21 protein-coding genes are annotated in these 23,057 nt (G+C 71.3%); 12 read left to right on the top strand and 9 right to left on the bottom strand.

The window, feature by feature from the left end:
- Positions 1 to 46: 46 nt before the first annotated feature.
- Complete coding sequence (locus KALB_RS43410) at positions 47 to 1,501, top strand: CCA tRNA nucleotidyltransferase (RefSeq protein ID WP_025361952.1); 1,455 nt, start codon at positions 47 to 49, stop codon at positions 1,499 to 1,501.
- A gap of 3 nt (positions 1,502 to 1,504) precedes the next feature.
- Here KALB_RS43410 and KALB_RS43405 read toward each other — a convergent pair whose 3' ends face one another.
- Positions 1,505 to 2,758: an MFS transporter gene (locus KALB_RS43405; RefSeq protein ID WP_025361951.1), complete on the bottom strand. Its 1,254-nt coding sequence runs from the start codon at positions 2,756 to 2,758 to the stop codon at positions 1,505 to 1,507.
- A gap of 107 nt (positions 2,759 to 2,865) precedes the next feature.
- Between KALB_RS43405 and KALB_RS43400 the strand changes: the two genes are divergently transcribed.
- Complete coding sequence (locus tag KALB_RS43400; RefSeq protein WP_025361950.1) at positions 2,866 to 3,438, top strand: YqgE/AlgH family protein; 573 nt, start codon at positions 2,866 to 2,868, stop codon at positions 3,436 to 3,438.
- Positions 3,439 to 3,562: 124 nt separating this feature from the next.
- Here KALB_RS43400 and KALB_RS43395 read toward each other — a convergent pair whose 3' ends face one another.
- Positions 3,563 to 3,970 (bottom strand): SdpI family protein, encoded by a 408-nt coding sequence (locus KALB_RS43395; RefSeq protein ID WP_236650143.1) that lies wholly within the window; start codon positions 3,968 to 3,970, stop codon positions 3,563 to 3,565.
- A 66-nt stretch (positions 3,971 to 4,036) separates the two neighbouring features.
- Between KALB_RS43395 and KALB_RS43390 the strand changes: the two genes are divergently transcribed.
- From KALB_RS43390 to darG, 4 genes are all read left to right on the top strand, one after another.
- The gene (locus KALB_RS43390; protein WP_025361948.1) at positions 4,037 to 5,179 is read left to right on the top strand and encodes an esterase-like activity of phytase family protein; all 1,143 of its coding nucleotides are present in this window, start codon (positions 4,037 to 4,039) and stop codon (positions 5,177 to 5,179) included.
- A gap of 192 nt (positions 5,180 to 5,371) precedes the next feature.
- A complete protein-coding gene (gene leuS / locus KALB_RS43385) occupies positions 5,372 to 8,152 on the top strand; it encodes a leucine--tRNA ligase (RefSeq protein ID WP_025361947.1) in 2,781 nt (926 codons plus the stop codon).
- Between the two features lie 35 nt (positions 8,153 to 8,187).
- A complete protein-coding gene (gene darT, locus KALB_RS43380; RefSeq protein ID WP_025361946.1) occupies positions 8,188 to 8,859 on the top strand; it encodes a type II toxin-antitoxin system toxin DNA ADP-ribosyl transferase DarT in 672 nt (223 codons plus the stop codon).
- Positions 8,853 to 9,938: a type II toxin-antitoxin system antitoxin DNA ADP-ribosyl glycohydrolase DarG gene (gene darG, locus KALB_RS43375; RefSeq protein WP_051912946.1), complete on the top strand. Its 1,086-nt coding sequence runs from the start codon at positions 8,853 to 8,855 to the stop codon at positions 9,936 to 9,938. Before darT ends, darG begins: the two co-directional genes overlap by 7 nt.
- Here darG and KALB_RS43370 read toward each other — a convergent pair whose 3' ends face one another.
- A complete protein-coding gene (locus tag KALB_RS43370) occupies positions 9,939 to 10,694 on the bottom strand; it encodes a TetR/AcrR family transcriptional regulator (protein ID WP_025361944.1) in 756 nt (251 codons plus the stop codon). It lies immediately after the preceding gene.
- A 109-nt stretch (positions 10,695 to 10,803) separates the two neighbouring features.
- Between KALB_RS43370 and KALB_RS43365 the strand changes: the two genes are divergently transcribed.
- From KALB_RS43365 to KALB_RS43355, 3 genes are all read left to right on the top strand, one after another.
- A complete protein-coding gene (locus tag KALB_RS43365) occupies positions 10,804 to 12,969 on the top strand; it encodes an MMPL family transporter (protein WP_025361943.1) in 2,166 nt (721 codons plus the stop codon).
- 230 nt (positions 12,970 to 13,199) lie between these two features.
- The gene (locus tag KALB_RS43360; RefSeq protein WP_025361942.1) at positions 13,200 to 13,526 is read left to right on the top strand and encodes a hypothetical protein; all 327 of its coding nucleotides are present in this window, start codon (positions 13,200 to 13,202) and stop codon (positions 13,524 to 13,526) included.
- Positions 13,527 to 13,625: 99 nt separating this feature from the next.
- The gene (locus KALB_RS43355; protein ID WP_338033840.1) at positions 13,626 to 13,922 is read left to right on the top strand and encodes a helix-turn-helix domain-containing protein; all 297 of its coding nucleotides are present in this window, start codon (positions 13,626 to 13,628) and stop codon (positions 13,920 to 13,922) included.
- Here the strand turns inward: KALB_RS43355 and KALB_RS43350 are convergent.
- Genes KALB_RS43350 through KALB_RS43340 form a run of 3 tightly spaced genes read right to left on the bottom strand, consistent with a single transcriptional unit; the run spans position 13,907 to position 16,090 of the window.
- Positions 13,907 to 14,671 carry an ESX secretion-associated protein EspG gene (locus tag KALB_RS43350; protein WP_025361940.1) on the bottom strand — a complete coding sequence of 255 codons (765 nt, stop codon included), beginning with the start codon at positions 14,669 to 14,671 and terminating at the stop codon, positions 13,907 to 13,909. The two genes, KALB_RS43355 and KALB_RS43350, sit on opposite strands and share 16 nt — an antisense overlap.
- Positions 14,668 to 15,786 carry a PPE domain-containing protein gene (locus KALB_RS43345; protein WP_025361939.1) on the bottom strand — a complete coding sequence of 373 codons (1,119 nt, stop codon included), beginning with the start codon at positions 15,784 to 15,786 and terminating at the stop codon, positions 14,668 to 14,670. The genes KALB_RS43350 and KALB_RS43345 overlap by 4 nt, the downstream gene beginning before the upstream one ends.
- Positions 15,779 to 16,090 carry a PE domain-containing protein gene (locus KALB_RS43340; protein ID WP_148309885.1) on the bottom strand — a complete coding sequence of 104 codons (312 nt, stop codon included), beginning with the start codon at positions 16,088 to 16,090 and terminating at the stop codon, positions 15,779 to 15,781. Before KALB_RS43340 ends, KALB_RS43345 begins: the two co-directional genes overlap by 8 nt.
- An 84-nt stretch (positions 16,091 to 16,174) precedes the next feature.
- Between KALB_RS43340 and KALB_RS43335 the strand changes: the two genes are divergently transcribed.
- Entirely contained in the window at positions 16,175 to 16,444 is a 270-nt protein-coding gene (locus tag KALB_RS43335; protein WP_025361937.1) for a glutaredoxin domain-containing protein, read from the top strand.
- A 9-nt stretch (positions 16,445 to 16,453) separates the two neighbouring features.
- Here KALB_RS43335 and KALB_RS44745 read toward each other — a convergent pair whose 3' ends face one another.
- Positions 16,454 to 17,485 (bottom strand): YncE family protein, encoded by a 1,032-nt coding sequence (locus KALB_RS44745; protein WP_025361936.1) that lies wholly within the window; start codon positions 17,483 to 17,485, stop codon positions 16,454 to 16,456.
- A 218-nt stretch (positions 17,486 to 17,703) separates the two neighbouring features.
- The gene (locus KALB_RS43325; RefSeq protein ID WP_025361935.1) at positions 17,704 to 19,524 is read right to left on the bottom strand and encodes a DUF2339 domain-containing protein; all 1,821 of its coding nucleotides are present in this window, start codon (positions 19,522 to 19,524) and stop codon (positions 17,704 to 17,706) included.
- A gap of 95 nt (positions 19,525 to 19,619) precedes the next feature.
- Here KALB_RS43325 and KALB_RS43320 point away from each other — a divergent pair, with 95 nt between their 5' ends.
- Entirely contained in the window at positions 19,620 to 20,513 is an 894-nt protein-coding gene (locus KALB_RS43320; RefSeq protein WP_025361934.1) for a ribokinase, read from the top strand.
- 3 nt (positions 20,514 to 20,516) lie between these two features.
- On the top strand, positions 20,517 to 22,175 hold the full coding sequence (gene ptsP / locus KALB_RS43315) for a phosphoenolpyruvate--protein phosphotransferase (protein ID WP_025361933.1): 1,659 nt from the start codon (positions 20,517 to 20,519) through the stop codon (positions 22,173 to 22,175).
- On the opposite strand, the gene KALB_RS43310 is transcribed toward ptsP, so the two are convergent.
- Positions 22,172 to 23,050, bottom strand: a complete 879-nt coding sequence (locus KALB_RS43310; RefSeq protein ID WP_025361932.1) for a trypsin-like serine peptidase — start codon at positions 23,048 to 23,050, stop codon at positions 22,172 to 22,174. The two genes, ptsP and KALB_RS43310, sit on opposite strands and share 4 nt — an antisense overlap.
- Positions 23,051 to 23,057: the final 7 nt, after the last annotated feature.

Genomic DNA, 23,057 nt, shown 5'->3' with positions numbered 1-23,057 from the left:
CGACAGCGGTCGGTCACCGCGCGTCGTACCCGTACCCTGGTGCGTCGTGTCCGGTTCGAACTCGTCCAGCGCCGCGCGTCTCCGTGAGAACGCCGTGGTGGAACTCCTGCGCATCTCCCCCGTCGCCGAGGAACTGGCCAAGCGGTTCGCCGCGGCCGGTCACCAGCTCTACCTCGTCGGGGGCAGCGTGCGCGACGCCCTGCTCGGCAGGCTGGGCACCGACCTGGACTTCACCACCGACGCACGACCACAGCAGGTGCTGGCCATCCTGCGCGGCTGGGCCGACGCCGTGTGGGAGACCGGCATCGCCTTCGGCACCGTCGGCCTGACCAAGCACGGCACCACGCTGGAGATCACCACCTTCCGCGCGGACAGCTACGACCGGGTGACCCGCAACCCCGAGGTGACCTTCGGCGACTCCATCGAGGCGGACCTGCTGCGCAGGGACTTCACCGTGAACGCCATGGCGGTGGAGCTGACCGAGCGCCGCTTCGTCGACCCGTACGGGGGCATGGAGGCGCTCGCCGCCAAGGTGCTGGACACCCCGGCGACCCCGCAGGAGTCCTTCGCCGACGACCCGCTGCGCATGCTGCGGGCGGCCCGGTTCGTCAGCCAGCTCGGGTTCAGCCCGGCGCCACGCGTGGTCGAGGCGATGACGGCCATGTCGGAGGAGTTGTCCAGGATCACCGCCGAGCGCGTGCAGACCGAGCTGTCCAAGCTGCTCTGCGGGGCGCACCCGCGCCGGGGCGTCGAGCTGCTGGTGGACACCGGGCTGGCCCGGATCGTGCTGCCCGAGCTGCCCGAGATGCGGCTGGAGATCGACGAGCACCACCAGCACAAGGACGTGTACGAGCACTCGCTTGTCGTGCTGGAGCAGGCCGTCGACCTGGAGCAGGACGGGCCCGACCTGGTGCTGCGACTGGCCGCCCTGCTGCACGACATCGGCAAGCCGGCCACGCGCCGGTTCGAGTCGGGCGGCGGGGTGAGCTTCCACCACCACGAGGTGGTCGGGGCCAAGATGGTCCGCAAGCGTTTGCGCGAGCTGCGGTACAGCAAGGACGTCATCGCCGACGTGTCCCAGCTGGTGTTCCTGCACCTGCGGTTCCACGGCTACGGCAAGGGCGAGTGGACCGACTCCGCGGTGCGCCGCTACGTGACCGACGCGGGCCCGCTGCTGACCCGGCTGCACAAGCTGGTGCGGGCCGACTGCACCACGCGCAACCGGCGCAAGGCGCAGAACCTGCAGCGCTCCTACGACGAGCTGGAGCAGCGCATCGCGCGGATCGCGGCCGAGGAGGACCTGGCCCGCGTGCGCCCGGACCTGGACGGCAACGAGATCATGAAGCTGCTTGGGCTGCCGCCCGGCCCGCTGGTGGGCAAGGCGTGGAAGCACCTCAAGGACGTGCGCCTGGACCGCGGCCCGCTCAGCCACGAGGAGGCCGTGGCCGAACTGGTCAGCTGGGCGCGTGAGCAGGGCATCGAGGCCCCTGGCCAACCCTGAGGTTCAGCGCGGGCTGCTCGGGTGGGCGCGCAGCACCAGCAGGTAGCCGCCCAGCCCGAGCAGGTACAGCGCGGCGGCGCCGAGCACGATGCCCGGGGACCGGCCGTCCATCGGCACCAGCCAGGCGGCCAGCGCGGCGCCCGCGACCTGGGTGATGTTGAACAGCGTGTCGGACACGGAGAACACCCGGCCGCGTGAGTCGTCGTGCACGTCGCGCTGGATGGCGGCGTCCACGCTCAGCTTCACGACCTGGCCGCAGGCGGTGATCACGAAGGCCGCGACCAGGATCGTCGGCAGCAGCATGGGCAGGCCGAGCCCGAGCAGCGCGGCGCAGCCCAGCACCATCGCACCGGACACGACGGCGGCCCGGCCGAACCGCCGCACCAGGCGCGGGGTCAGCAGCCCGGCCGTCAGCAGCCCGGCCGCACCCGCGGCGACCGCCTCGGTCAGCCCGGCCGCCCCGGCGCGCAGCGGCCCCATGTTGTGGAAGCTGTACTTCATCAGCAGCACGATCACCAGCAGCGCGCCGCCGTACGCGATGCGGTGCGCCGCCAGCGCGATGAACCCGGCCGCCACCGAGGGCACGCGCAGCGCGGCCCGTCCGCCGTCGGCCAGCCCCCTGGCCACGGCGACCACCGTGGCCGCGGGCTCGTTGATCTCGTCCGGGCCGAGTTGCCCCACGGCGAACCTGGCCGCCAGCAGGCAGCACAGCGCCACCCCGAGCACCGCCGTGGAGGTCACCAGGGCCGAACCGAGGTTGCCCGAACCGAGCACGGCACGCAGTGCGAAGGCGCAGGCCCCGCCGATCGCCGCCGTGGCCGCGCCCAGGGTCGCCACGATCGAGTTGCCGCTGACCAGGTCGCGCGGCTCCACCACGTGCGGCAGCGCCGCGGACAGCCCGGAGCCGATGAACCGGCTGACCCCCATCACCAGCAGGGCCGCCGCGTAGATCAGCCCGTTCTCCAGCCCGAACCCGTCCGCGGCGGCGGCCAGCAGCACCAGCACGGCCCGCACCAGGTTGGCGATGATCAGCAGTTTGCGCCGGTCCCAGCGGTCCAGCAGGGCGCCCGCGAACGGTCCGATCACCGAGTACGGGCCCAGGATCACCGCGAACCCGGCGGCGATCGCCAGCGGGTCGGCCTGCCGCTCGGGGTTGAACAGCACCGCACCGGCGAGCCCGGCCTGGAACACGCCGTCGGCCCACTGCGAGGCGAGCCTGCACAGCAGAAGGCGCCGGAAGTCCGCGCTGGCCAGCATTCTGCGCACCGCGTGCGGATCGGTTCTCGTGGTGGACGCCACACGAGGAGCCTACGTGCCCGGCGGGCTGCCACCGGATCACACGTCGGCAGTGGGATCATGGCCTGGTGCGACCAGACCGCGACGTGGAGCCGGGCTCACTGCTGGTTGCCGCACCGAGCCTGCTCGACTCGAACTTCCGCCGAACCGTGGTGTACATCATCGATCACCGCGATGAGGGCACGCTCGGTGTGGTGTTGAACCGGCCCAGCGAGGTCGCCGTACACGACGTGCTGCCCGCCTGGGGCCCGCACGTCACCAAGCCGCAGGCGGTGTTCGTCGGCGGACCGGTGGACCAGAAGACCGCGCTGTGCCTGGCCGCGCTGAACACCGGGCAGGACGCGGGCAGTACCGAGGGCGTGATCGCCGTGCGCGGCCCGGTGGCCATGGTGGACCTGGACTCCGACCCCGAGGCGCTGGCCTCGAAGGTGCGCGGCCTGCGGGTGTTCGCCGGGTACGCGGGCTGGGACAGCAACCAGTTGGCCGGGGAGATCGAGCGCGGGGACTGGTTCGTGGTGGCCGGGCTGCCCGCGGACGTGCTCACCCCGCCCAACGTGGACCTGTGGGGCCGCGTGCTGCGCCGCCAGGGCATGCCGCTCGCACTGCACGCCACCCACCCCGGCGACGTGCTGCGCAACTGAGCCACCTACTCAGTGCATCCCCCGCCACTCCCTGGGGGGCGTCCCCGTCACCAGTCTACCGCCCCACCCCGACAGTTGATCTTGCTGAAGATCCAGGTGTGGACAACTCGGCGGCTGTGGACAACTAGCGCTTGACCAGGCTGCAGCCGCCGCAGGCGCAGCCCGAGCAGCCCGCGGGCAGGGCCGGTTCCGGCTCGGGCATCGCGGCGGCGGCCCTGGCGCCGAGCCCGGCACCGGCCAGCACGATGACGGCCATGCCGACCAGTCCGATCAGCAGCGGCAGCAGCGAGCCGCCCAGCGCGATGGCGGCGGCGGAGCCGAGCACGCCCACCGCGCCGCCGACCAGGACGGGCAGCCCGGCGACCTGGTTGGCCAGCAGGAACGCCTCCTCGCTGGCGAGGGCGGCGGGGGTGCGCACACCGAGGAAGCGGTTGCGCTTGAGACCGCCGCGCAGCCCCAGGAAACCGACCACGACCAGTGCCGCGCCGACCAGCGCGACCACGCCTGACACCGTGCCCACTGCGAGGTTCACACGAAGGAGGGTAGGCGTTATCGGATGTCCACCCATCCTTCACCCCGGTCGTATGTGCTGCACGCCATGTTCAGACGTTGCCTCACCGTCACGGTGACCGCCCTGCTGGTGGCCGGGCTCAGCTCGGCGGCCGCCGAGGCGAGCGCCCCCAGGGTGCGCCTGCTCGGCGAGCAGATCGTGCCGTTCAACCTGCCGTTCCAGGGCACCACCGTGGGCGGCCTGTCCAGCATCGACCGGGACCCGCGCACCGGCGACTACGTCTTCATCAGTGACGACCGCTCGGCGATCAACCCGGCCCGCTTCTACCGGGCCCGCATCGACGTGGACGCCCGGGGCGTGCACGCGGTGGACTTCACCGAGACACACCCGTTCCTGCGACCGGACGGCAAGACCTACCCGCCGCTGAAGGACTGCCAGGCCACGCCCTGCTCCCAGGCCGACGCCACGGTGGACCCGGAGGAGGCCAGGGTCGACCCCTGGACCGGCAACATCACGTGGAGCCAGGAGGGCGACCGGGTCCCGCCGAACCTGCTGCTGGACCCCTCGATCCGGCAGGCGGGCCGGGACGGCTACTTCGTGAGCCAGCTGCCGCTGCCCGCCAACGAGCACATGAGCGCACAGCAGACCGGCCCGCAGCGCAACCTCACGCTGGAGGGCATCACCTACGCGGCGGGCGGCTCGCTGCTGGTCAGCGAGTTGGAGGACCCGCTGATCCAGGACGGGCCGAACCCCACGCCGAGCGCGGGCGCGCTGAGCCGGATCACCGTGCAGACCCGGTTCGGGCACGTACTCGCGCAGTACGCGTACCCGATCGAGCCGCTGTTCGCCACGCCGAAGCCGCCGAACACCACCGACACCAACGGGGTGTCCAGCATGGTGGCGGTCGACCCCTGGGACCCGACCCGCTACCTGATGGTCGAGCGGGCCTACGCCACCGGCGTGGGCAACAAGGTGCGGGTGTACGAGATCAACACCGCCGGGGCCACGAACATCAAGGACGTGGACTCGATCGCGGGCAGGAAGGTCCGGCCGGTGAGCAAGAAGCTGCTGGTGGACCTGGACCAGGTGGGCCTGGCCAAGGTGGACAACGTGGAGGGCATCACCTGGGGGCCCAGGCTGCCCAGCGGTGAGCGGACGTTGCTGCTGGTCAGCGACAACAACTTCAGCTCGGGCCAGATCACGCAGGTGATCGCGCTGGCGGTCCGCTAGCGGGGCACGGGTCGACCGGACATGAGCCGGTCGACCCGTGCGCTACCCTTGCTGGCATGAGCACGGTCCGCCTGCTCCTTATCCAGCCGCGCTGACCTACTGGCGAGAAGGTCGGCGCGGCAGCCCCTCATGCCCATCGGGCTGGGGGGTTTTGTGTTGTTCCGGGGCAGGTACGACGAGAGGGTTGTCGCGATGAGCAGCGAGGTCGGCACCGAAGAGGTGCCCGCGCACCGGTACACCGCCGCGCTGGCGGACGCGGTGGAGAAGCGCTGGCAGGAGTACTGGGAGGACAACGGCACGTTCTACGCGCCGAACCCGGTCGGCAAGCTGAGCGCGGGCGACGGGGTGCCCGCGGACAAGCTGTTCGTGCAGGACATGTTCCCGTACCCCTCGGGCGCCGGGCTGCACGTGGGCCACCCGCTGGGCTTCATCGGCACCGACGTGTTCGCGCGCTACCACCGGATGGCCGGCCGCAACGTGCTGCACACCATGGGTTTCGACGCCTTTGGCCTGCCCGCCGAGCAGTACGCGGTGCAGACCGGGCAGCACCCGCGCAAGACCACCGAGGACAACATCGCCACCTACCTGCGGCAGATCCGCAGGCTGGGGCTGGGCCACGACGAGCGGCGCCGGATCTCCACCATCGACCCGGACTACTACCGCTGGACCCAGTGGATCTTCCTGCAGATCTACAACTCCTGGTACGACACCGAGCAGGGCAGGGCCCGGCCGATCGCCGAGCTGGCGGCGAAGTACGCCGACCTGCCTGCGGACGAGCGGCGCCGCCTGGTCGACTCGCAGCGGCTGGCCTACCTGTCCGAGGCCCCGGTGAACTGGTGCCCCGGCCTGGGCACGGTGCTGTCCAACGAGGAGGTCACCTCCGAGGGGCGCAGCGAGCGCGGCAACTTCCCGGTGTTCCGGCGCAACCTGCGCCAGTGGATGATGCGTATCACCGCCTACGCCGACCGGCTGGTGGACGACCTGGACCGGCTGGACTGGCCGGAGAAGGTCAAGTCCATGCAGCGCAACTGGATCGGCCGCTCCTACGGCGCGCGGGTCCGCTTCGACGCCATCGAGGTGTTCACCACCCGGCCCGACACCCTGTTCGGCGCGACCTACCTGGTGCTGGCCCCCGAGCACCCGCTGGTGGACGAGCTGGCCACCGCCGAGTGGCCGTCCGATGTGGACAGTCGCTGGACCGGCGGCGCGGCGACCCCGGCGCAGGCCGTGGCGGCGTACCGGAAGGCGGCCTCGCGCAAGTCCGAGCTGGACCGCCAGGAGAACAAGGAGAAGACCGGGGTCTTCACCGGCTCCTACGCCACCAACCCGGTCAACGGCACGAAGATCCCGGTGTTCGTGGCCGACTACGTGCTGATGGGCTACGGCACCGGCGCGATCATGGCCGTGCCCGGCCAGGACCAGCGCGACTGGGACTTCGCCGAGGTCTTCGGGCTGCCGATCATCCGCACGGTGCGGCCCACCGAGGGCTTCGAGGGCAAGGCGTTCACCGGTGAGGGACCCGCGGTCAACAGCGGGTTCCTGGACGGCATGGACGTGGTGGAGGCCAAGAAGGCCATCACCGAGTGGCTGACCGAGCAGGGCGCGGGCGAGGGCACCGTGCAGTTCAAGCTGCGTGACTGGCTGTTCTCCCGGCAGCGCTACTGGGGCGAGCCCTTCCCCGTCGTGTACGACGAGGACGGGGTGGCGCACGCCCTGCCGGAGAGCATGCTGCCCGTCGAGCTGCCCGAGGTGGACGACTACTCCCCCAGGACCTTCGACCCGGAGGACGCCGACAGCGAGCCCTCCCCGCCGCTGTCCCGCGCCACCGACTGGGTCGAGGTGGAACTGGACCTGGGTGACGGGCCGAAGACCTACCGGCGTGACGTCAACACCATGCCGAACTGGGCCGGTTCCTGCTGGTACCAGCTGCGCTACGTGGACCCGGACAACGCCGACCGCTTCGTGGACCCGGTCAACGAGCGCTACTGGCTGGGCCCGCGCACCGAGCAGCACGGGGCGAACGACCCCGGCGGTGTGGACCTGTACATCGGTGGTGTGGAGCACGCGGTGCTGCACCTGCTGTACTCCCGGTTCTGGCAGAAGGTGCTGTTCGACCTGGGCCACGTCACCGGGGACGAGCCGTACCGCAAGCTGTTCAACCAGGGCTACGTCCAGGCCTACGCCTACAAGGACGCGCGCGGGGTGTACGTGCCCGCCGAGCGCGTCGAGGAGCGGGACGGCAAGTTCTTCTTCGAGGGCGAAGAGGTCAGCCGCGAGTACGGCAAGATGGGCAAGAGCCTGAAGAACGTCGTCACCCCGGACGAGATGTGCGAGCGGTACGGGGCCGACACCTTCCGGCTGTACGAGATGTCCATGGGGCCGATGGACGTGTCCCGGCCCTGGGCCACCAAGGACGTGGTCGGCGCGCAGCGCTTCCTGCAACGGCTGTGGCGCAACCTGGTCGACGAGGAGACCGGCGAGCTGCGGGTCAGCGAGGACCCGGCCGACGAGGACACGCTGCGGCTGCTGCACAGGACGATCGCGGGCGTGCACGAGGACTACTCGGAGATGCGCTACAACACCGCGGGCGCCAAGCTGATCGAGCTGAACAACCACCTGACCAAGTCCGGTGCGGTCACCCCGCGCTCGGTGGCCGAGCCGCTGGTGCTGATGCTGGCCCCGCTGTGCCCGCACGTGGCCGAGGAGCTGTGGTCCCGGCTGGGCCACGGCGAGTCCCTGGCACACGGCCCGTTCCCGGTCGCCGAGCAGCGCTACCTGGTCGCGGCCACCGTGGAGTACCCGATCCAGGTCAACGGCAAGGTGCGCGCCCGGGTCGTGGTGCCCGCCGACGCCGACCAGGAGCAGGTCAAGGCGGCGGCGCTGGCCGAGGAGAAGATCGCCGAGCAGCTGGGCGGCAAGGAGCCGCGCAAGGTCATCGTGGTGCCGGGCCGACTGGTCAACATCGTCGCCTGATCCGTCGTGTCATGGCTGGTGGGTAGTCTGCGCGGATGAAGTGGCAAACGTTCGTCGGCCCGCCCAAGCGGAGGGTTTTCCACTTCACCAAGGTCGACAACCTACCGGCCATGATCCAGCGTGGTGCGTTGCTCTCGGACTGTGCGTTACGCCAGAGCGGGACCTCCTTCGCTGAGACAGGCAACCCTGCCATCAAACAGCGGCGTCGTGACACGCCGGTTTCCGTTGAACCGGGCGGCGTGGTGGGTGACTACGTCCTTTTCTACTTCGCCCCGCAGTCACCGATGCTCTTCGAGGTGGCCCGGAAGGCATTCGCGCGGTTCGGTCGGGTGCAAGACCAGCTCATCTACCTCGTCACCGAGGCAGATATGCTGGCTGCACGCGGTGAGGTCGTCGTCACCGACCGGAACGCCGCGAAGATGACCGCTGCTTTCAGCCCCGGTGTTGGGGCTATCGACGACTTGGTCGACTGGTCGCTCATGAGCGACCAGTTCTGGCGCAACACCCTTGACGAACTCGATCGCAAAGAACGCCGAATGGCGGAACTGCTGGTACACGGCAGCGTTCCGCTGGAACTGTTGACCGCCATCGTCGTGCGAACCCGGTTGACCGAGCAGCTTGTGCAGCGTCACATCAGCGGATCGTTGCTGAGCCGGATACCGTTGTGCGTCTTCCCGAACTGGTACTTCGACGAGACCGGGTGGTGAGCGTGATCAGATTTGGCGAGGGCAACCTCCTGCGCCAGGACGTCGAGGCGCTTGTCAACCCGGTGAACTGCGTTGGCGTGCTCGGCAAGGGCTTGGCGCTCCAGTTCAAGCGGGCGTTCCCCGAGATCGTCGGTCCGTACGAGCGGGCATGTGCCGCAGGTGAGGTGACACCTGGCTCGGTGCATGTCGTGGATCGTGGAGAGGGGCAGCGTCCTCGGTGGGTACTCAACGTGCCCACCAAGCGCCACTGGCGTAATCCGAGTCAGTTCGAGGACGTTGTGTCGGGCGCCTCAGCGCTTGCTGACACGGTGCGTGCTCTGGGGATCCGCTCCGTAGCGGTCCCGCCGCTCGGCTGCGGCAATGGTGGCTTGGAGTGGGCAGACGTGCGGCCGGCTCTTGTCGCGGCTCTTGGTGATCTTGACGTTGACGTGGTCCTCTTTGCTCCTGCTGGAGCCCCCGCTCCCGCAGACATGCCCAACCGCAGTCAGGCACCCGAGCTCACCACTGAGCGGGCTGCGCTTCTGGCGTTGATGGCGGACTTCCTGCGCGGATCGGCACCGTTTCGCATTGCCGATCGTTCAGATGCGCTGGCCCGCATCGAGATCCAGAAGCTGGTCTACCTCGCGCAAGTGCACGAAGGAAAGTCGCGGTACACCTTCGTGCGGGCCCGGTACGGCCCCTTCTCCCACGGCTTGGAGCGTGAGCTCAAGGAGTGGGAGGGCCACTACGTGCTCGGATACGGCGACGCCACGGACAAGGTCCTCGAACTGCGTCCCATCGTGCTCATACCGGAGGCCGTGCAGAAGGCGGACGCGGCTGTCGACGAGGCCACCGCGAGGACGATCAAGGAGGTGCTCCGGCTCGTCGAGGGCTGGGAGAGCACCTACGAGCTCGAACTGCTCGCGACCACCCTGTTCACCTTCCTCGAAGGATCAGCCGGGAGTTCTGCGGAAGCGCACGCGGTGATCTCCGGATGGAGCCACATTCCTGCCCAGGTGTTCACGTCGAGGCACGTCGATCTCGCTTGGAACCACCTGCGTCAGGCCGGGTGGCTGGCCGAGTCGGTACCAGCGGTCTGATCAGGCCGCCTGGATGGCGCCGGCCAGCTCGGTCAGCATGGACTCGAACAGCGGCTCGGCGTTGGACACCGCGAACGGGAAGCGACCGAAGACCTCCAGGGCCACGTGCCCGTACAGGCGCACCCAGAACTGCAACATGAAGTAGACCGTGCCCAGGCTCAGTGCCTGGTCCGGCAGCTCGATGCCCTGCTGGACCAGGGTGTGCACCAGCGTGTCCCGGAACCCGCTGAGGTCCGCGCGCAGCTGTTCGGGCACCTCCTCGTCGGACGGGGCGGGCAGCTGGTGGGTGGCCAGCACCTTGCTCGCCACGCTCAGGAAGATCCGCCCGAACTGGTCCTTGGCCGGCTGCACCAGCTTGCCCGCGCCACCGAACGCGCAGGGTGCGGCCTCGGGCTCCTGCTCGGCGGGTGAGGCGAACACCAGGGTGAACTCCTGCGGGTGGGCCAGCGCCCAGCGGCGGAAGCCCCGGCAGACCGCGAACACCCCGCCGAGCATGTCCTCCTCGCCGACGGCGACCAGGTCGGCGGTCAGCTCGGCGGCCAGGTCCAGGCAGACGTCGTCGATCACGCGCTGCAACAGGTCCTCGCGCGAGTCGTAGTAGCGGTACAGCGCGGGCGCGGTGATGCCGAGGTGCCGGGCGATGGCACGCAGGGTCACGGCCTCCCGGCCCTGCTCCACGAGCAGGCGACGCGCCTCCCTGCGGATCTCGCGCTCAGTGTCGACGCGAGGGCGGTCACGGCGCGTGGCCTCCGTCATAGTTCACCCCATCGGGTTGTAAACGCCGTTAACTCTCCGTACCGTCGTGCTGGTTAACGGTGTTCACCGGCTGCGGTAACGCAGGCAACGGTACATCCAAGGAGGCCGAATGTTCGCGTCCTGGGGAGCGCTCGCGCACCGGCGGCGGTGGGTGGTGATCATCGCCGTGGTGTTGCTGACCGTGATCGGTGGCGCCTGGGGAGCCGGGGTCTTCGGCAAGCTCACCCAGGGCGGCTACGACGACCCGGGCAGCCAGGCCGCGCACGTGGACAAGGTCATCGAGGACTCGATCGGCAAGCAGGGCGGGGACGTGGTGGTGCTCTACACCGCGCCCGATGGCAGGACCGTCGACGACCCGCAGCTGGCGCAGAAGATCAACGACAGGCTGTCGGCACTGCCCGGCTCGGACGTGGGCAAGGTCGTCTCGTACTGGAACACCCACGTGCCGCAGCTTGCCGACGCGACCAAGCAGCACGGCCTGGCCACCATCACGCTGGCGTCGACCAACCAGTCCGAGCAGATCACCCAGTACGCGGCGATCGCCGACAAGCTGGCCGTGGACGGGGTGCAGACCCAGGTCGGCGGTCTGATCCCGTTGCAGAAGGCGATCACCGACCGGTCCATGTCCGATGTGGAGCTGGCCGAGCTGATCTCCCTGCCGGTGGTCCTGGCCCTGCTCGTGATCATCTTCGGCAGTGCCGTCGCCGCCCTGCTCCCGGTGCTGGTCGGCGGCCTGTCCATCCTGGGCGCGCTGGCCGTGCTGCGGCTGATGTCCCTGGGCCTGGACGTGAACACCTTCGCCGTCAACGTGGCCTCGTTGCTCGGGCTCGGCCTGGCCATCGACTACGGCCTGTTCACGGTGGGCCGGTTTCGCGAGGAGCTGGCGGCCGGTCGCGGCACCGCGGAGGCCGTGCGGCGGACCGTGGCCACCGCGGGCCGTACCGTCGCGTTCTCGGCGACCCTGCTGGTGATCGCGCTGGCCGGGCTGATGGTGTTCCCGCTGGACTTCCTCAAGTCGGTGGCCTACGGCGGCATGTCCGCGGTGGCCATCGCGGCACTGGTGTCGCTGACCCTGCTGCCCGCGCTGCTCGGCGTGCTGGGCAAGAACGTGGACCGGCTCGCCGTGCCGTGGCGCAGGAGCGCCGACAGCGAGCCGGGCTGGCTGAACAAGCTCGCGGGCACCGTGATGAAGCGGCCCACCCTGTTCGTGCTGCCCATCGTGGCGGTGCTGCTCGTGCTCGGCTCGCCCTTCCTGAACGTCAAGTTCGGCGCCGCCGACGAGAAGCAACTGCCGCCAAGCGACTCCGGCCGCCAGGCCATCGAGTCGATCAACTCGGCGTTCCCGTCCACCAGCAACAGCATTGCCCAGGTCGTGCTGCGCAGCACCAACGGCGCCGCCCCGGACCAGGCCGCGGTGGGCAAGCTGGTCACCGACGCGGGTGGGATCGCCAGCGACGTGCACCCGGTCGGCGCCAAGGGCGACGTGGTGGTGCTCAGCGTGAAGCTGCCCGGTGACCCGCTCAGCGACCAGGCCCGAGACGCGGTGACCTCGCTGCGCGCCCTGCCGCACCCGGCGAACACCGAGCTGATGGTCGGCGGCTTCACCGCCAAGCTGGCCGACAGCACGCAGGCCATCTTCGACCGGCTGCCCTGGATGATCGCCATCCTGGTCGGCGCCACCCTGCTGCTGATGTTCCTGGCCTTCGGCTCGGTGCTGCTGCCGATCAAGGCGGTGGTGATGAGCGCGCTGAGCCTGTCGGCCACCTTCGGCGTACTGACCTTCGTCTTCCAGGAGGGCCACGGCGCGGGCTGGCTGAACGTGACCCCCGCGCCCATGCAGATCGGCGTCATGGTGCTGATCGGTGCCCTGGTGTTCGGGCTGTCCACCGACTACGAGACCTTCCTGCTCTCCCGCATGGTGGAGGCCCGCAACAAGGGCATGTCCACCCCGGACGCGGTGCGCACCGGGTTGGTGCGCACCGGCCGGATGATCTCCGCCGCCGCCCTGCTGCTGATCGTGGTGACCGGAGCCTTCGGCCTGTCCGAGATCGTCACCATGCGGTTCATCGGGATCGGCATGATCGTGGCGCTGGTGCTCGACGCCACCGTGGTGCGGATGCTGCTGGTGCCCGCGGTGCTGCGGCTGTTCGGTGACGCATCCTGGTGGGCGCCGGGTCCGCTGCGCAGGTTCCAGGAGCGGGTCGGCATCAAGGAGTCCGAGGATGCCGAAGATGAGCCTGCCTCGCACTCCCGTGAACCCGAACCCGTGCACTGACGTTACCGTTTCCCCTGCGAGTCGCTCGATCGAGTGACTCGCAGGGGGTGGCACATACCGGTCTCGTTCTGTTTGATCACAAAGCGTTCGACATGTTCAGCTTGAGTGACACGTCAGGGTGAAGCCCTTCTTTCGGGTTATATTTTTAATGTGTGGACCGATAGCATTTCGCCTCGTTCCACTCGATCGGGTGTCAGTGCCGACACCCCTATTCCCTGGAGCCACCCCTCATGCTTCGCAAGACGTTTGCCGCCGGTATCGCGGGCGTTGCCCTTCTGTTCGCCACTGCCGTTCCCGCGTTCGCTTCACCTGTTTCCCACACTCCGTCCCACGGTTCCGGTATCGCCTCGCTGTGCTATCTGGGCGTCTACGGCGACCTGACCAGGCTGTGTGACCTGGACACCCTCAACGACCCCAAGCAGTACTGCGACCTGGGGATCTACGGGGACTTCACGCGGATCTGCGACCCGGCCAACCTGGCCCACCCCGCTGAGTACCTCGACCTCGGAACCTACGGCGACTACCGCGGCCTGCTCGGCCTGACCCACCTCGGCTGATTGGAGCGCGAGAAAGGCGTCCCACGCTCCCCGGCGCGTGGGACGCCTTTCTTGTACCGGTCGAATCGTTCAGCGGCAATTATGTTCTTCTCGGTATGAATGAGGTTGGCGATGCGAGAGGATCACGCGTTCGAGTGGGCTGGCGAACTGGGCAGGAATGTTCGCAGAATGCGCATCGAACGTGGCTGGACGCAGGCCGAGCTGGCGGCCGCGGCGGACATGACCCAACCGGCGATCGCCCGGTTCGAACGAGCCAACGCGATCCCCACCCTGCGTGTGCTGGAACGGATCGCGCAGGCGCTGGGGGTCGAGTTGGTGGTCTCGCTGCGGCAGCCGCAGAACCGGCCGGACACCAGGATCGCCGTGGCGGCGGCGCGCGATCAGCCCTGGGGCTGAGCCCAGGTGGCGCTCGTCGTGGTGAGCAGGCGCTGCACCTGGCCGACCAGTCGCCGGTTGTCCGCGGGCGCCACCGTGGTCCAGCCGCGGCCGTCCATCGCCCGGCTGTCCTCCATCAGGTACCGGCCGCGCTCGGTGTCCGACCAGGCCACGACGTGGTCCGCGCGGTGCTCGCGACCCAGCTCGTCGGCCACGGTGACGCCGAACGTGCCGCGCCTCACCACCCCGTCCAGCATCAGCCGCAGCTCGCGCGCGTCCTCCGCCGGCACACCCTGTGCGCGCAACGCCACCTCGAAGCCCTTGCCGTCCACGGTCCCGCCGCCACACCCGGCGGCCCGCAGGATCGTGCTGGGCAGGGACACCGACCGGCCCGGCCCCGCGGGCACCACCGGCAGCAGGTCCACGGCCGCGCGGGCCACCGCCCCGCCGGGCAGCGGGTCCAGCCCGAGCTGGCCCTCGTGCAGCACCGCCAGCACCCCGGCCTCGCCGCGGGCCGCCGCCAGCGCGCGGATCGGGCCGTCCACGTACATGCGCACGTCCACCGCACGACTCGGCCTGTGCAGCAGGGCCACCAGCTCCGCGGTGCGCGCATCGGCACCGGCCAGCTCGCGCTGCGCCTCCCGCACCACCGCACGGCGGTCCCGCTCGGTGAAGCCGCGCGGCGGCACGGTCAGCACGGTGGGCATGTCCGGCAGGCCCAGTTGCTCCCACAACACCTGGTACGCGGCGGTGCTCAGCACGGCGGTCACTCGTCCTCACCGCCCTCGCCGATCACCGTGGGGGCCACCAGTTCGTCGTGGTGGAACAGCTCGTCCCCGGCCATGCCGTACTTGTTGTCGTGCTCGGCGTCCTCCGCACGGTGCCGACCGCTGGCCGGTTGCATGATGCCGCCGCCCCCATCGGAGTGCCGGGAGCCGACCGCCTGCTGGACCTCCCGCACGTTGGCGGTGCTCGTCGCGCCACCGGCCTGCTTGCGCGTGGAGTTGTCCTCGCCACGAGCCCGTGCCGCCGACCCGAGCACCCCGCCGATCAGCCCGCCGCCGATGGCACCCGCCGCGACGCCCACCTGCGGGCCCGCGCCCAGCCCGGGGCCCTGCGTGGGCACGTGCGGCTGGGATGCGCCCCCGGCGTGCGCGGCCATGGCGGCGGCGTGGCTCAGGTCCGTGGAGGTGTGCGCCGCGGGCACCTGCTGGCCGGGGATCAGCGGGCTCGCCGCCGAGGAGCGGGTGCGGTCCTCGGCAGGCCCGCCCAGCGGCCCGGCGCCCATCGCGTGCCCGCTCGAGGTGGAGCCGCCCGCCACGACCGTGCTGGTGCCGACCAGCACCGCGAAGTCCGGCGCGGGCCCGTAGTCCGGCAGCGCGCCCACGGTCTCCGCGGACTGCGCCTGGTAGGTGGCCATCGCCTCGGCCGCCTTGCGGTGCGCGTCGGCCTGCCCCTTCTCCACCGCGTCGTGATCGGCGTTGTTGGCCACCGCCACCCCCGGCCCCGTGGTCGTCGGCTGCGCCGCGGCCCCGTTGGGCGCCGGGATCTTGCTCCGCGCGTCCGAGTAGTGCTGCGCCTGCTGGGCCGCCGCGCTGCCGGCCGCCGCCATGCCCTGCTGCACGGCGCCCGCCCAGTCGTGCAGGCGCTGCACCGCAGCCGCCGCCTCGCTCGCCGCCGCGCCCTGCCAGCCCGCCGTGAGCCGGGTCAGCCCGTCCTGCAAGCACTGCTGGGCCTCGGCCACCGCCTGGCCCGCGCGCCGGTAGAAGTCCTCGGCTGGCAGCACGGCCCCCGGCCCCGGCCCGGTGTTGATCTCGCGCCACAACTGCTCGTGCGGCACCGCCAACCAGTTCAGCTGCTCGGTGAGCTCGGGCAGGTCAGCCACGGAAGGTCCTCGCGATCTCGTCCTCGGTGTGCCCGTACTGGCGGGCGGCCGTGGTCAGCGCCTCCACCACCGCCTGCAGGCGGTCCTGGTAGCTGGTCAGCGCGAGCAGTGCCGAGTCCTGGCCGTGCGCGGTGAACGCGCGCGCTGCCGCCCTGCTCACCGGGTCGGCGGCCACCGGGTCCATGCGCGGTGCGTGTCGCGCGTCCCTGACCTGCGGCTGCACTGTCCGCAGCGCCTGGCGGAACAACGTCAACGCGGGCAGGACCTCGTCGGCCGAGAATCGGAACGCGGCGGTCGGCGCCACGATGATCACCCCCTGTGCCGGCGGCGATCCCCAGCGTAACGAGGCGCCGGAATAACGCCAGTCGGAACCTGGTTGGGGTTGGGCGTGAGCACTGAAGTCCTGGTACACGTCCGCCCCGGCTGCCCCTTCTGCGACATGCTGCGGGCAGGTCTGCAGCGCAGCGGCCTGGCCTACCGCGAGCTCGACATCTGGCAGGACCCGGACGCCGCCGCCGCGGTGCGGGCGGCGGCCAACGGCAACGAGACCGTGCCGACGGTCAACGTGGGCAGCACGTGGATGGTCAACCCCTCCGCGGCCGAGGTGCTCGCGGCGGTCGCCAGGGAGGCGCCCGAACTGCTGCCGCAGGCCCGCTGACAGCTCAGCTCAGCCGGTGCCGCCGAGCACGATGGTGCTCGCGGTGAACGGGCGTCCGGCCAGACCCACCAGGTCCAGCTGGCCGCCGACCAGGCCGGTGTCCCCGTCCAGCACCGTGGCCGAACTGCCCGTCGCCAGGTAGACGTGGCGGTCCCCGGCCGCGGTGGCGATCCCGCGCGCCCGCAGCAGCACGCTGTCCTGCACGGTCCGGCTCACCGCGTCCAGCACGGTCACCGTGCCGTCCTGGAGGTTCGACACGTAGACCTGGCGCCCGTCCGCGCTGACCGCGATCCCGAAGGCGCCCACGCCCACCGCCACGTCGTCGAGCACGCGGTTCCTCGCGTTGTCGATCACCGTGACCGCCCCGTTCCCGGTGGGCGAGCCACCCGCGTGGGTCACGTAGGCGGTGCCCCCGTCCGGGCTCAGCGCCACCTGTTGCGGCAGGTCGGGTACTGGGATCGTGGCCAAAGGCGTGGCCACCCTGGTGTCCACGACGGTGATGCTCGCGCCCTGGTTGTTCACCACGTAGAGCCGGCTGCCGTCCTGGCTGATCGCCAGCCCGGTGGGGCTGGCACCGACCTGCACCGCCGCCGCCAGCGTGTTGGTGTGGGTGTCCACCGACAGCACGTAGCCCTGGCCGCTGATGGTCCCGGTGACATAGAGCCGCTGCCCGTCCGGGCGCACCACCGCGGAGTCCAGCTGGGCGTTGGTCTTGATCCGGCGCGCCACCCGTGCGGCCACCGTGTCCACCACCGTGATGGTGCCGATCCAGCCGTTGACCACGTAGGCGGTGCGGCCGTCCCCGCTGACCGCGAGCCCGGTGGTCATCGCGTTGGTGTCCACCGTGGCCAGCACCCGGCCGCTGGTCAGGTCCAGGACCTTCAGCTCGCTGCCCTGCCCGACCAGGTAGGCCCGCTGCGCGCTGGTGCTGCTCACCGCGGCCCGCACGTCGGTGGCCTGCGAGGTCTCCTGGCTCGCCGTGGCGCCGAACGCGAGCAGGGCGACCGCCAGCACGACCTGTACCCGGCGGGTGACGCGCATGGGTGCATTGTCCAGACCGGGCTGATCGAGCGCCGCGCCAGGCCACCGTTCTGGGTGATGCCCGGACAGAGGTAGGCCCCGGCGTCAGTCGCTCGGGGGGCTACGCGACCGGCACCGGGGCCCTGGTTGAGGTCCCTCTCATGGATCCATCTGCCACGACTGGACCCAGGGGATGAACCCCACCACAGAGGATTTCCTCCGTGGTCCACACCTGCATATCAGTCCTGCGCCTGGATTGTTACACCCTGCGACTCATCCGTTATGACTCGTCCACCTGAGACCAAACGGGCGTACCGGGTGCCTGCCAGTAGCAGTAGCAAACCGGCGACGAGGAAAGCGGCGACCCGGGCCATGCCGTCCAGTGCCGCCAGATCGAACAGCACCAACTTCAGCACAGCGGCTCCGACCAGCACCAACCCGGTCGCACGCAGGGCCGCCGAGGCGATCCCGCGCAGCAGCAGGAGCACGGCACCAACTGTCCACGAAACCGTGACCACAGCGTGTCCGAACAGGAACCCGGTGCGGTCCGGGGAGACGAGAAGTGCGCAACAGATCACAGTGCCCGCCGCCCCGTAGAGGCCGACCAACCCGGCGAGGACCCAGGGCACCGGCTCGCGGGTCGCGGTACCGATCAGTCCGCTGCGCACACCGGCGACGGGCAGCAGCACGGCGGTGGCCAGGGTGAGCGCGCCGAGCAGCGCGCCGGAGGCCACCACGTCCAGCGGGTGGCCGAGCAGGAGCAGGGTCGGCGGCACCCGGCCGAAGCCGACGAGCACCCCGATGGCGCCGAGGATCGCGCTGGCCAGCACGACCTCGCGGCGGCGCACCACCGTGGCCAGCACGGCCAGTGCCGCGGCCTCGGCGACCAGCAACACCGCCTTGGTCGCGCCATCGGTGGCGATCACCGTGGCCTGCACCAGCGCGAGCGCACCCACGATGGTGCCGATCAGCGTGCTGGCCCTGGTCAGCCACCGGTCGGCCAGCGCGATCCCGGCCATCGCCAGCACGACGATCCCGGCCAGCCCGGCGGCCTCCCAGCGTGGCAGCAGTACGGCGGCGGCCATCGGCGTGAGCGGGGCCGTGGTCATCAGCACCAGCGGCACCGCGTCCTCGGTGCGGCGACGCAGCGTGATCACCGCGACGACCAGTCCGACCAGCATCGCGACCAGTGCGGCCGCGGCGATGGCGTGCCCGTCGGCGGGCTGGCGCAGCGAGCTCACGGTGCTGAAGAGGGCGCCGATCAGCGGGGGCAGGCCGGTGGCCAGGGCGAGTCCCGGCCAGCTGCGCAGCAGGTGCACCGGCAGGGCGCCGACCTGGAGCACGATCAGGAAGGCCACCAGCAGCGGGGTGAAGCCCTGGGTGAGGATCGGGTCGCACACCGCGCAGCCCAGGGCCACGAAGGCGGCCAGCGGCTGGGAGTCCCAGCGGGCGGCCAACGCCAGACCCGCCGCGGCGACGACCAGTCCGACCAGCAGCCCGGCCCAGTTCGGCAGGAACTCGTACAGCGAGGTGGCCGCGACCACGTCCAGGTAGAGCACGCCGAACCCGGTCGCGGCCAGCGCGAACGCCCCGGCCCGGCCTGCCGGGGAGCGGTGCACCCACAGCCCCGCGGCGACCAGCACCCCGCCGAGCCCCGCCCCACACAGCACGCGGGGCAGCGGGCCGAGCCAGCCGCGCTGCACGGCCAGCACCAGCAGCAGCACCATGCCGAACAGGGTCACCGCCCCGCCGACCCAGGCCAGCACCTTGCTGCCCGCGCCGTCCTTGCTCAACCGCTCGTACACGGACTCCTGCGGCGGTGCGGGCGGCAGCGTCGGGTAGTGCACCACCGGCGGCACGGGCTGGGGCGCGGGCATGACGGCAGGCTGGGCCACGGGCGCGGGCATGACGGGCGGCGGGGCCATCGGCTGCACGGGTGGTGCCACCGGCCGCGCGGCGAGTTGCTGCTGGCGGCGCAGTTCCTGGCTCACCGCGTACAGGCGGTGGCCGATCTGGTCCAACTCCGCGGCGAGTGCGGCCAGCGGGTCAGGAGTGGTCATGGCAGACAGGATGAGGCCACGGCGTCCAAAATGGATGCGTATGCCTACCTAGCTCCGATCACGGTTCGGCCGACATCCGTGGCAGGCTCGGACCTGTGACAGCGCAGATCGTGGTCGTGGGCTCGGCCAACGTGGACGTGGTGGTGCGGGTCGAGCGCAGACCCGGTGCGGGCGAGACCGTGCTGGGTTCGGACACCGTGCTGGCCTCGGGCGGCAAGGGCGCGAACGCGGCGGTGGCCGCGGCCCTGCTGGCGGCCGAGGTCGCGCTGCTCGGCGCGGTCGGTGACGACCAGAACGGCGAGCTGCTGCGCACCGCCATGGGCAAGGCCGGGGTCCGGATGGACCTGGTGCGGGTGACCGACCGCGCCAGCGGGGCCGCCTACATCACGGTCACCCCGGACGGGGAGAACACGATCGTCGTCTCGCCGGGGGCCAACTCGGACGTGACGGTGCGGCAGGTGGACTCGGCGGCCGACGCGATCGCGGCGGCCCGGGTGCTGCTGGCCTCGCTGGAGGTGCCGATCCCCGCGGTGGAGCGCGCGGTGGAGATCGCCGCCGAGGCCGGGGTTCGTCCGGTGCTGAACCTGTCACCGGTGGCGGAACTGTCCCCGCAAACGCTTGCGGCGCTGGATCCGCTGGTGGTCAACGAGCACGAGGCGCAGTGGCTGCTCAACGGTCCGCTGGAGCCGGAGCGGCTGCTCGGGCTCGGGCCGAAGTCGGTCGTGGTCACGCTGGGCGGGCGCGGGGCGCTGGTCGTCGAGGCGGGCGGCAGCACCGAGGTGGCCTCCCCACAGGTGCGGGTCGTGGACACCACCGGCGCGGGCGACTCGTTCGTCGGCGCACTGGTGACCCGGCTCGCCGAGGGGGCGGACCTGGTGACGGCCGCGCGCTACGCGGTGCGCGTGGCGGCCGTGTCCGTCACCCGACCCGGCACACAACGGTCCTATCCAACCCGTGGTGAGGTCCCCGACTCGGAGGGTATGGTCTAGACCATGTCGAGCACGCGGCTCAAGGGTGTCGGTGTGAGTGCGGGGCGGGCTTCGGGCCCCGTTGTCCAGGTGGCGGACCCGCTGCCGGAACCGGCGTCCACACCGGCCCCCACCGATCCGGCGGCCGAGGCCGCGCGCATCCGACCGGCCACCGAGGCCGTCGCGGCCCGGCTCACCGAGCGAGCCGAGGCCGCCTCGGGAGACGCCAAGGCGGTGCTGGAGACCACCGCCGCCATGGCCGCCGACCCGGCGCTGATCTCCCAGGCGGAGAAGCTGGTCACCGGCCGCTCGCTGCCCGCGGCGCGCGCCGTGCACGAGGCCGCCGAGACCTTCGCGACCGCGCTGGCCGCCGCCGGTGGCTATATGGCCGAACGCGTCCGGGACATCCGTGACGTCCGCGACCGGGTGGTCGCCGAACTGCTCGGCGTGGACCCGCCCGGCGTGCCCGCGCTGACCGGTCCGAGCGTGCTGGTCGCCCGCGACCTGGCCCCGGCCGACACGGCAGGACTGGACCCGAGCAAGGTGCTCGCGCTGGTCACCGAGGAGGGCGGGCCCACCAGCCACACCGCGATCCTGGCCCGCGCACTGGGCATCCCCGCCGTCGTCGCCTGCACCGGCCTGCTCTCCGTCGGCGAGCTGCGCGGGCTCGTCGTGGACGGGGACACCGGCGTGGTCGAGGTGCCCTCGGGACGGGTCGAGGTGCTGGCCGCCTCCTCGGGGAGGAAGGCCGTCTGGAACGGGATCGGCATCACCGCCGACGGCTCGCGGGTCAAGGTGCTGGCCAACGTGGGCTCGGCCGCCGACGCGAGGGCAGCCGCCGAGGCCGGTGCCGAGGGCGTCGGCCTGTTCCGCACCGAGTTCTGCTACCTGTCGGCCACCAACGAGCCCACGGTCGAAGAGCAGGTCAAGGCGTACAGCGCGGTGCTGGCGCCGTTCCCCGGCAAGCAGGTCGTGGTGCGCACCCTGGACGCCGGTGCCGACAAGCCGCTGGCCTTCCTCGCCCCCGAGCCGGAGCCGAACCCGGCGCTGGGCGTGCGCGGGCTGCGCGTGGCCTTCACCAACAACGGGGTGCTGGACCGCCAGCTCGAAGCGATCGCCAGGGCCGCCGAGCAGACCGGCGCCGAGGTGTCGGTGATGGCGCCGATGGTGGCCACCGCCGAGGAGGCCGACTGGTTCGTCAAGCGCGCGCGGGCCGCCGGGCTGCGCCGGGCGGGCGTGATGATCGAGGTGCCCGCCGCGGCGCTGACCGCCCGCGAGGTCTTCGACGCCGTGGACTTCGTCAGCCTCGGCACCAACGACCTGGCCCAGTACACCTTCGCCGCGGACCGCCAGGTCGGCGCCGTGGCCGCGCTGAACGACCCGTGGCAGCCCGCGCTGCTGCGGCTGATCGCGCTGGTCGGCAAGGCGGCGACCGAGGTGGGCAAGCCCGCGGGCGTCTGCGGTGAGGCCGCGGCCGACCCGCACCTGGCCGCCGTGCTCGTCGGGCTTGGCGTCACCAGCCTGTCCATGAACGCCGCGGCGCTGACCCGCGTCGGCGCCGGACTGGCCGAGGTGCACTCCGACCAGTGCCAGCTCGCCGCGAAGGCAGCGCTGGCCGCGCACGACCCGGAGCACGCCAGGCTCGCGGCGCGGGCAGCGCTGACCCCGCGGCGCGCGCACTAGCCGCGGTCGGCGGCGTCGTACGCGGCGTGCGCCTCCCAGCCGTAGTACGGGTGGTACTCGGAGTCGCCCGCGCTGATGCTGATGTTGCCGATCTGGGTGCCGACTCCGGTGGCGGGGTCGAAGTTCTGCAGGAACGGCCCGCCACTGGAGCCCCCGGTCTGCACGCACGGGATGCCCCACACCCCGCCGCCCGCGTGACCGCCGGGGTTGAACTCGGTGCCGGTGCACCAGTTCAGCTGCTCACCGCGCCCCTCGGCGTCCGAGCCGCCGTAGCCGAAGGAGTAGACCTGCTGGCCGGGGGCCTGGTCGAAGCCGATGCCCTGGCCGCCGACGGTGTCCACCAGCTTGCGCCCGTTCACGGTGCCCACCGTGGCGAAGGCCGCGTCCCAGGCCGCGTCCGAGTCACCGATGCGCTGCGACTCCCAGTGCAGGGAGGTCGCCGCGAACGTGCCGTGCGGCCGGTTGCCGTGGTCGTAGCCGGGGATGAACACCCAGTTGTCGTAAGCCGTGCCGTCGGTGTCCACCACGCAGTGCCCCGCCGTGGCGACGATCGACCTGTTGCCGCTGTTCACCGCGTCGCCGGAGCACGCGTAGGTGCCGTTGGTCTTCGGGTTGTGGAAGAACACCTTGCCCGCGGTGCTGCTGATCAGCCCGCCGCCGGTCCAGCGCTGGGGTGAGGTGGCCGCGATCGCCGCACCGGTGTCGGCGCCCGTCGCCGAGGCGAGCCGTTGCGGGGTCCAGAAGGCCAGCGCCGCGCTCTGCTGCTCGGCGCTGAACTCGGCCGATCCGACCGGGGCGGCCTGCGCCGCCTGTGCCGATGCACCGAGCAGGAGCAGGGTGGCCAGCGTTGCGGGGACGAGTCGTCGAAGGAACATGAGCCCT

It is taken from the genome of Kutzneria viridogrisea DSM 43870, from assembly GCF_000525635.1.
GTDB classification, from domain to species: Bacteria; Actinomycetota; Actinomycetes; order Mycobacteriales; family Pseudonocardiaceae; genus Kutzneria; species Kutzneria viridogrisea.
Note: the sequence above shows the minus strand (reverse complement) of the source record. Positions and strands in the feature narration are given on the sequence as shown.

What these genes read in the sequence shown, in the direction of transcription:
- KALB_RS43405 (WP_025361951.1), bottom strand. Translation starts at nt 2,758, where the DNA reads ATGCTGGCCAGCGCGGACTTCCGGCGCCTTCTGCTGTGCAGGCTCGCC.
- KALB_RS43390 (WP_025361948.1), top strand. Translation starts at nt 4,037, where the DNA reads ATGTTCAGACGTTGCCTCACCGTCACGGTGACCGCCCTGCTGGTGGCC.
- leuS (WP_025361947.1), top strand. Translation starts at nt 5,372, where the DNA reads ATGAGCAGCGAGGTCGGCACCGAAGAGGTGCCCGCGCACCGGTACACC.
- darT (WP_025361946.1), top strand. Translation starts at nt 8,188, where the DNA reads ATGAAGTGGCAAACGTTCGTCGGCCCGCCCAAGCGGAGGGTTTTCCAC.
- KALB_RS43370 (WP_025361944.1), bottom strand. Translation starts at nt 10,694, where the DNA reads ATGACGGAGGCCACGCGCCGTGACCGCCCTCGCGTCGACACTGAGCGC.
- KALB_RS43365 (WP_025361943.1), top strand. Translation starts at nt 10,804, where the DNA reads ATGTTCGCGTCCTGGGGAGCGCTCGCGCACCGGCGGCGGTGGGTGGTG.
- KALB_RS43360 (WP_025361942.1), top strand. Translation starts at nt 13,200, where the DNA reads ATGCTTCGCAAGACGTTTGCCGCCGGTATCGCGGGCGTTGCCCTTCTG.
- KALB_RS43355 (WP_338033840.1), top strand. Translation starts at nt 13,626, where the DNA reads ATGAGGTTGGCGATGCGAGAGGATCACGCGTTCGAGTGGGCTGGCGAA.
- KALB_RS44745 (WP_025361936.1), bottom strand. Translation starts at nt 17,485, where the DNA reads ATGCGCGTCACCCGCCGGGTACAGGTCGTGCTGGCGGTCGCCCTGCTC.
- KALB_RS43325 (WP_025361935.1), bottom strand. Translation starts at nt 19,524, where the DNA reads ATGACCACTCCTGACCCGCTGGCCGCACTCGCCGCGGAGTTGGACCAG.
- ptsP (WP_025361933.1), top strand. Translation starts at nt 20,517, where the DNA reads ATGTCGAGCACGCGGCTCAAGGGTGTCGGTGTGAGTGCGGGGCGGGCT.
- KALB_RS43310 (WP_025361932.1), bottom strand. Translation starts at nt 23,050, where the DNA reads ATGTTCCTTCGACGACTCGTCCCCGCAACGCTGGCCACCCTGCTCCTG.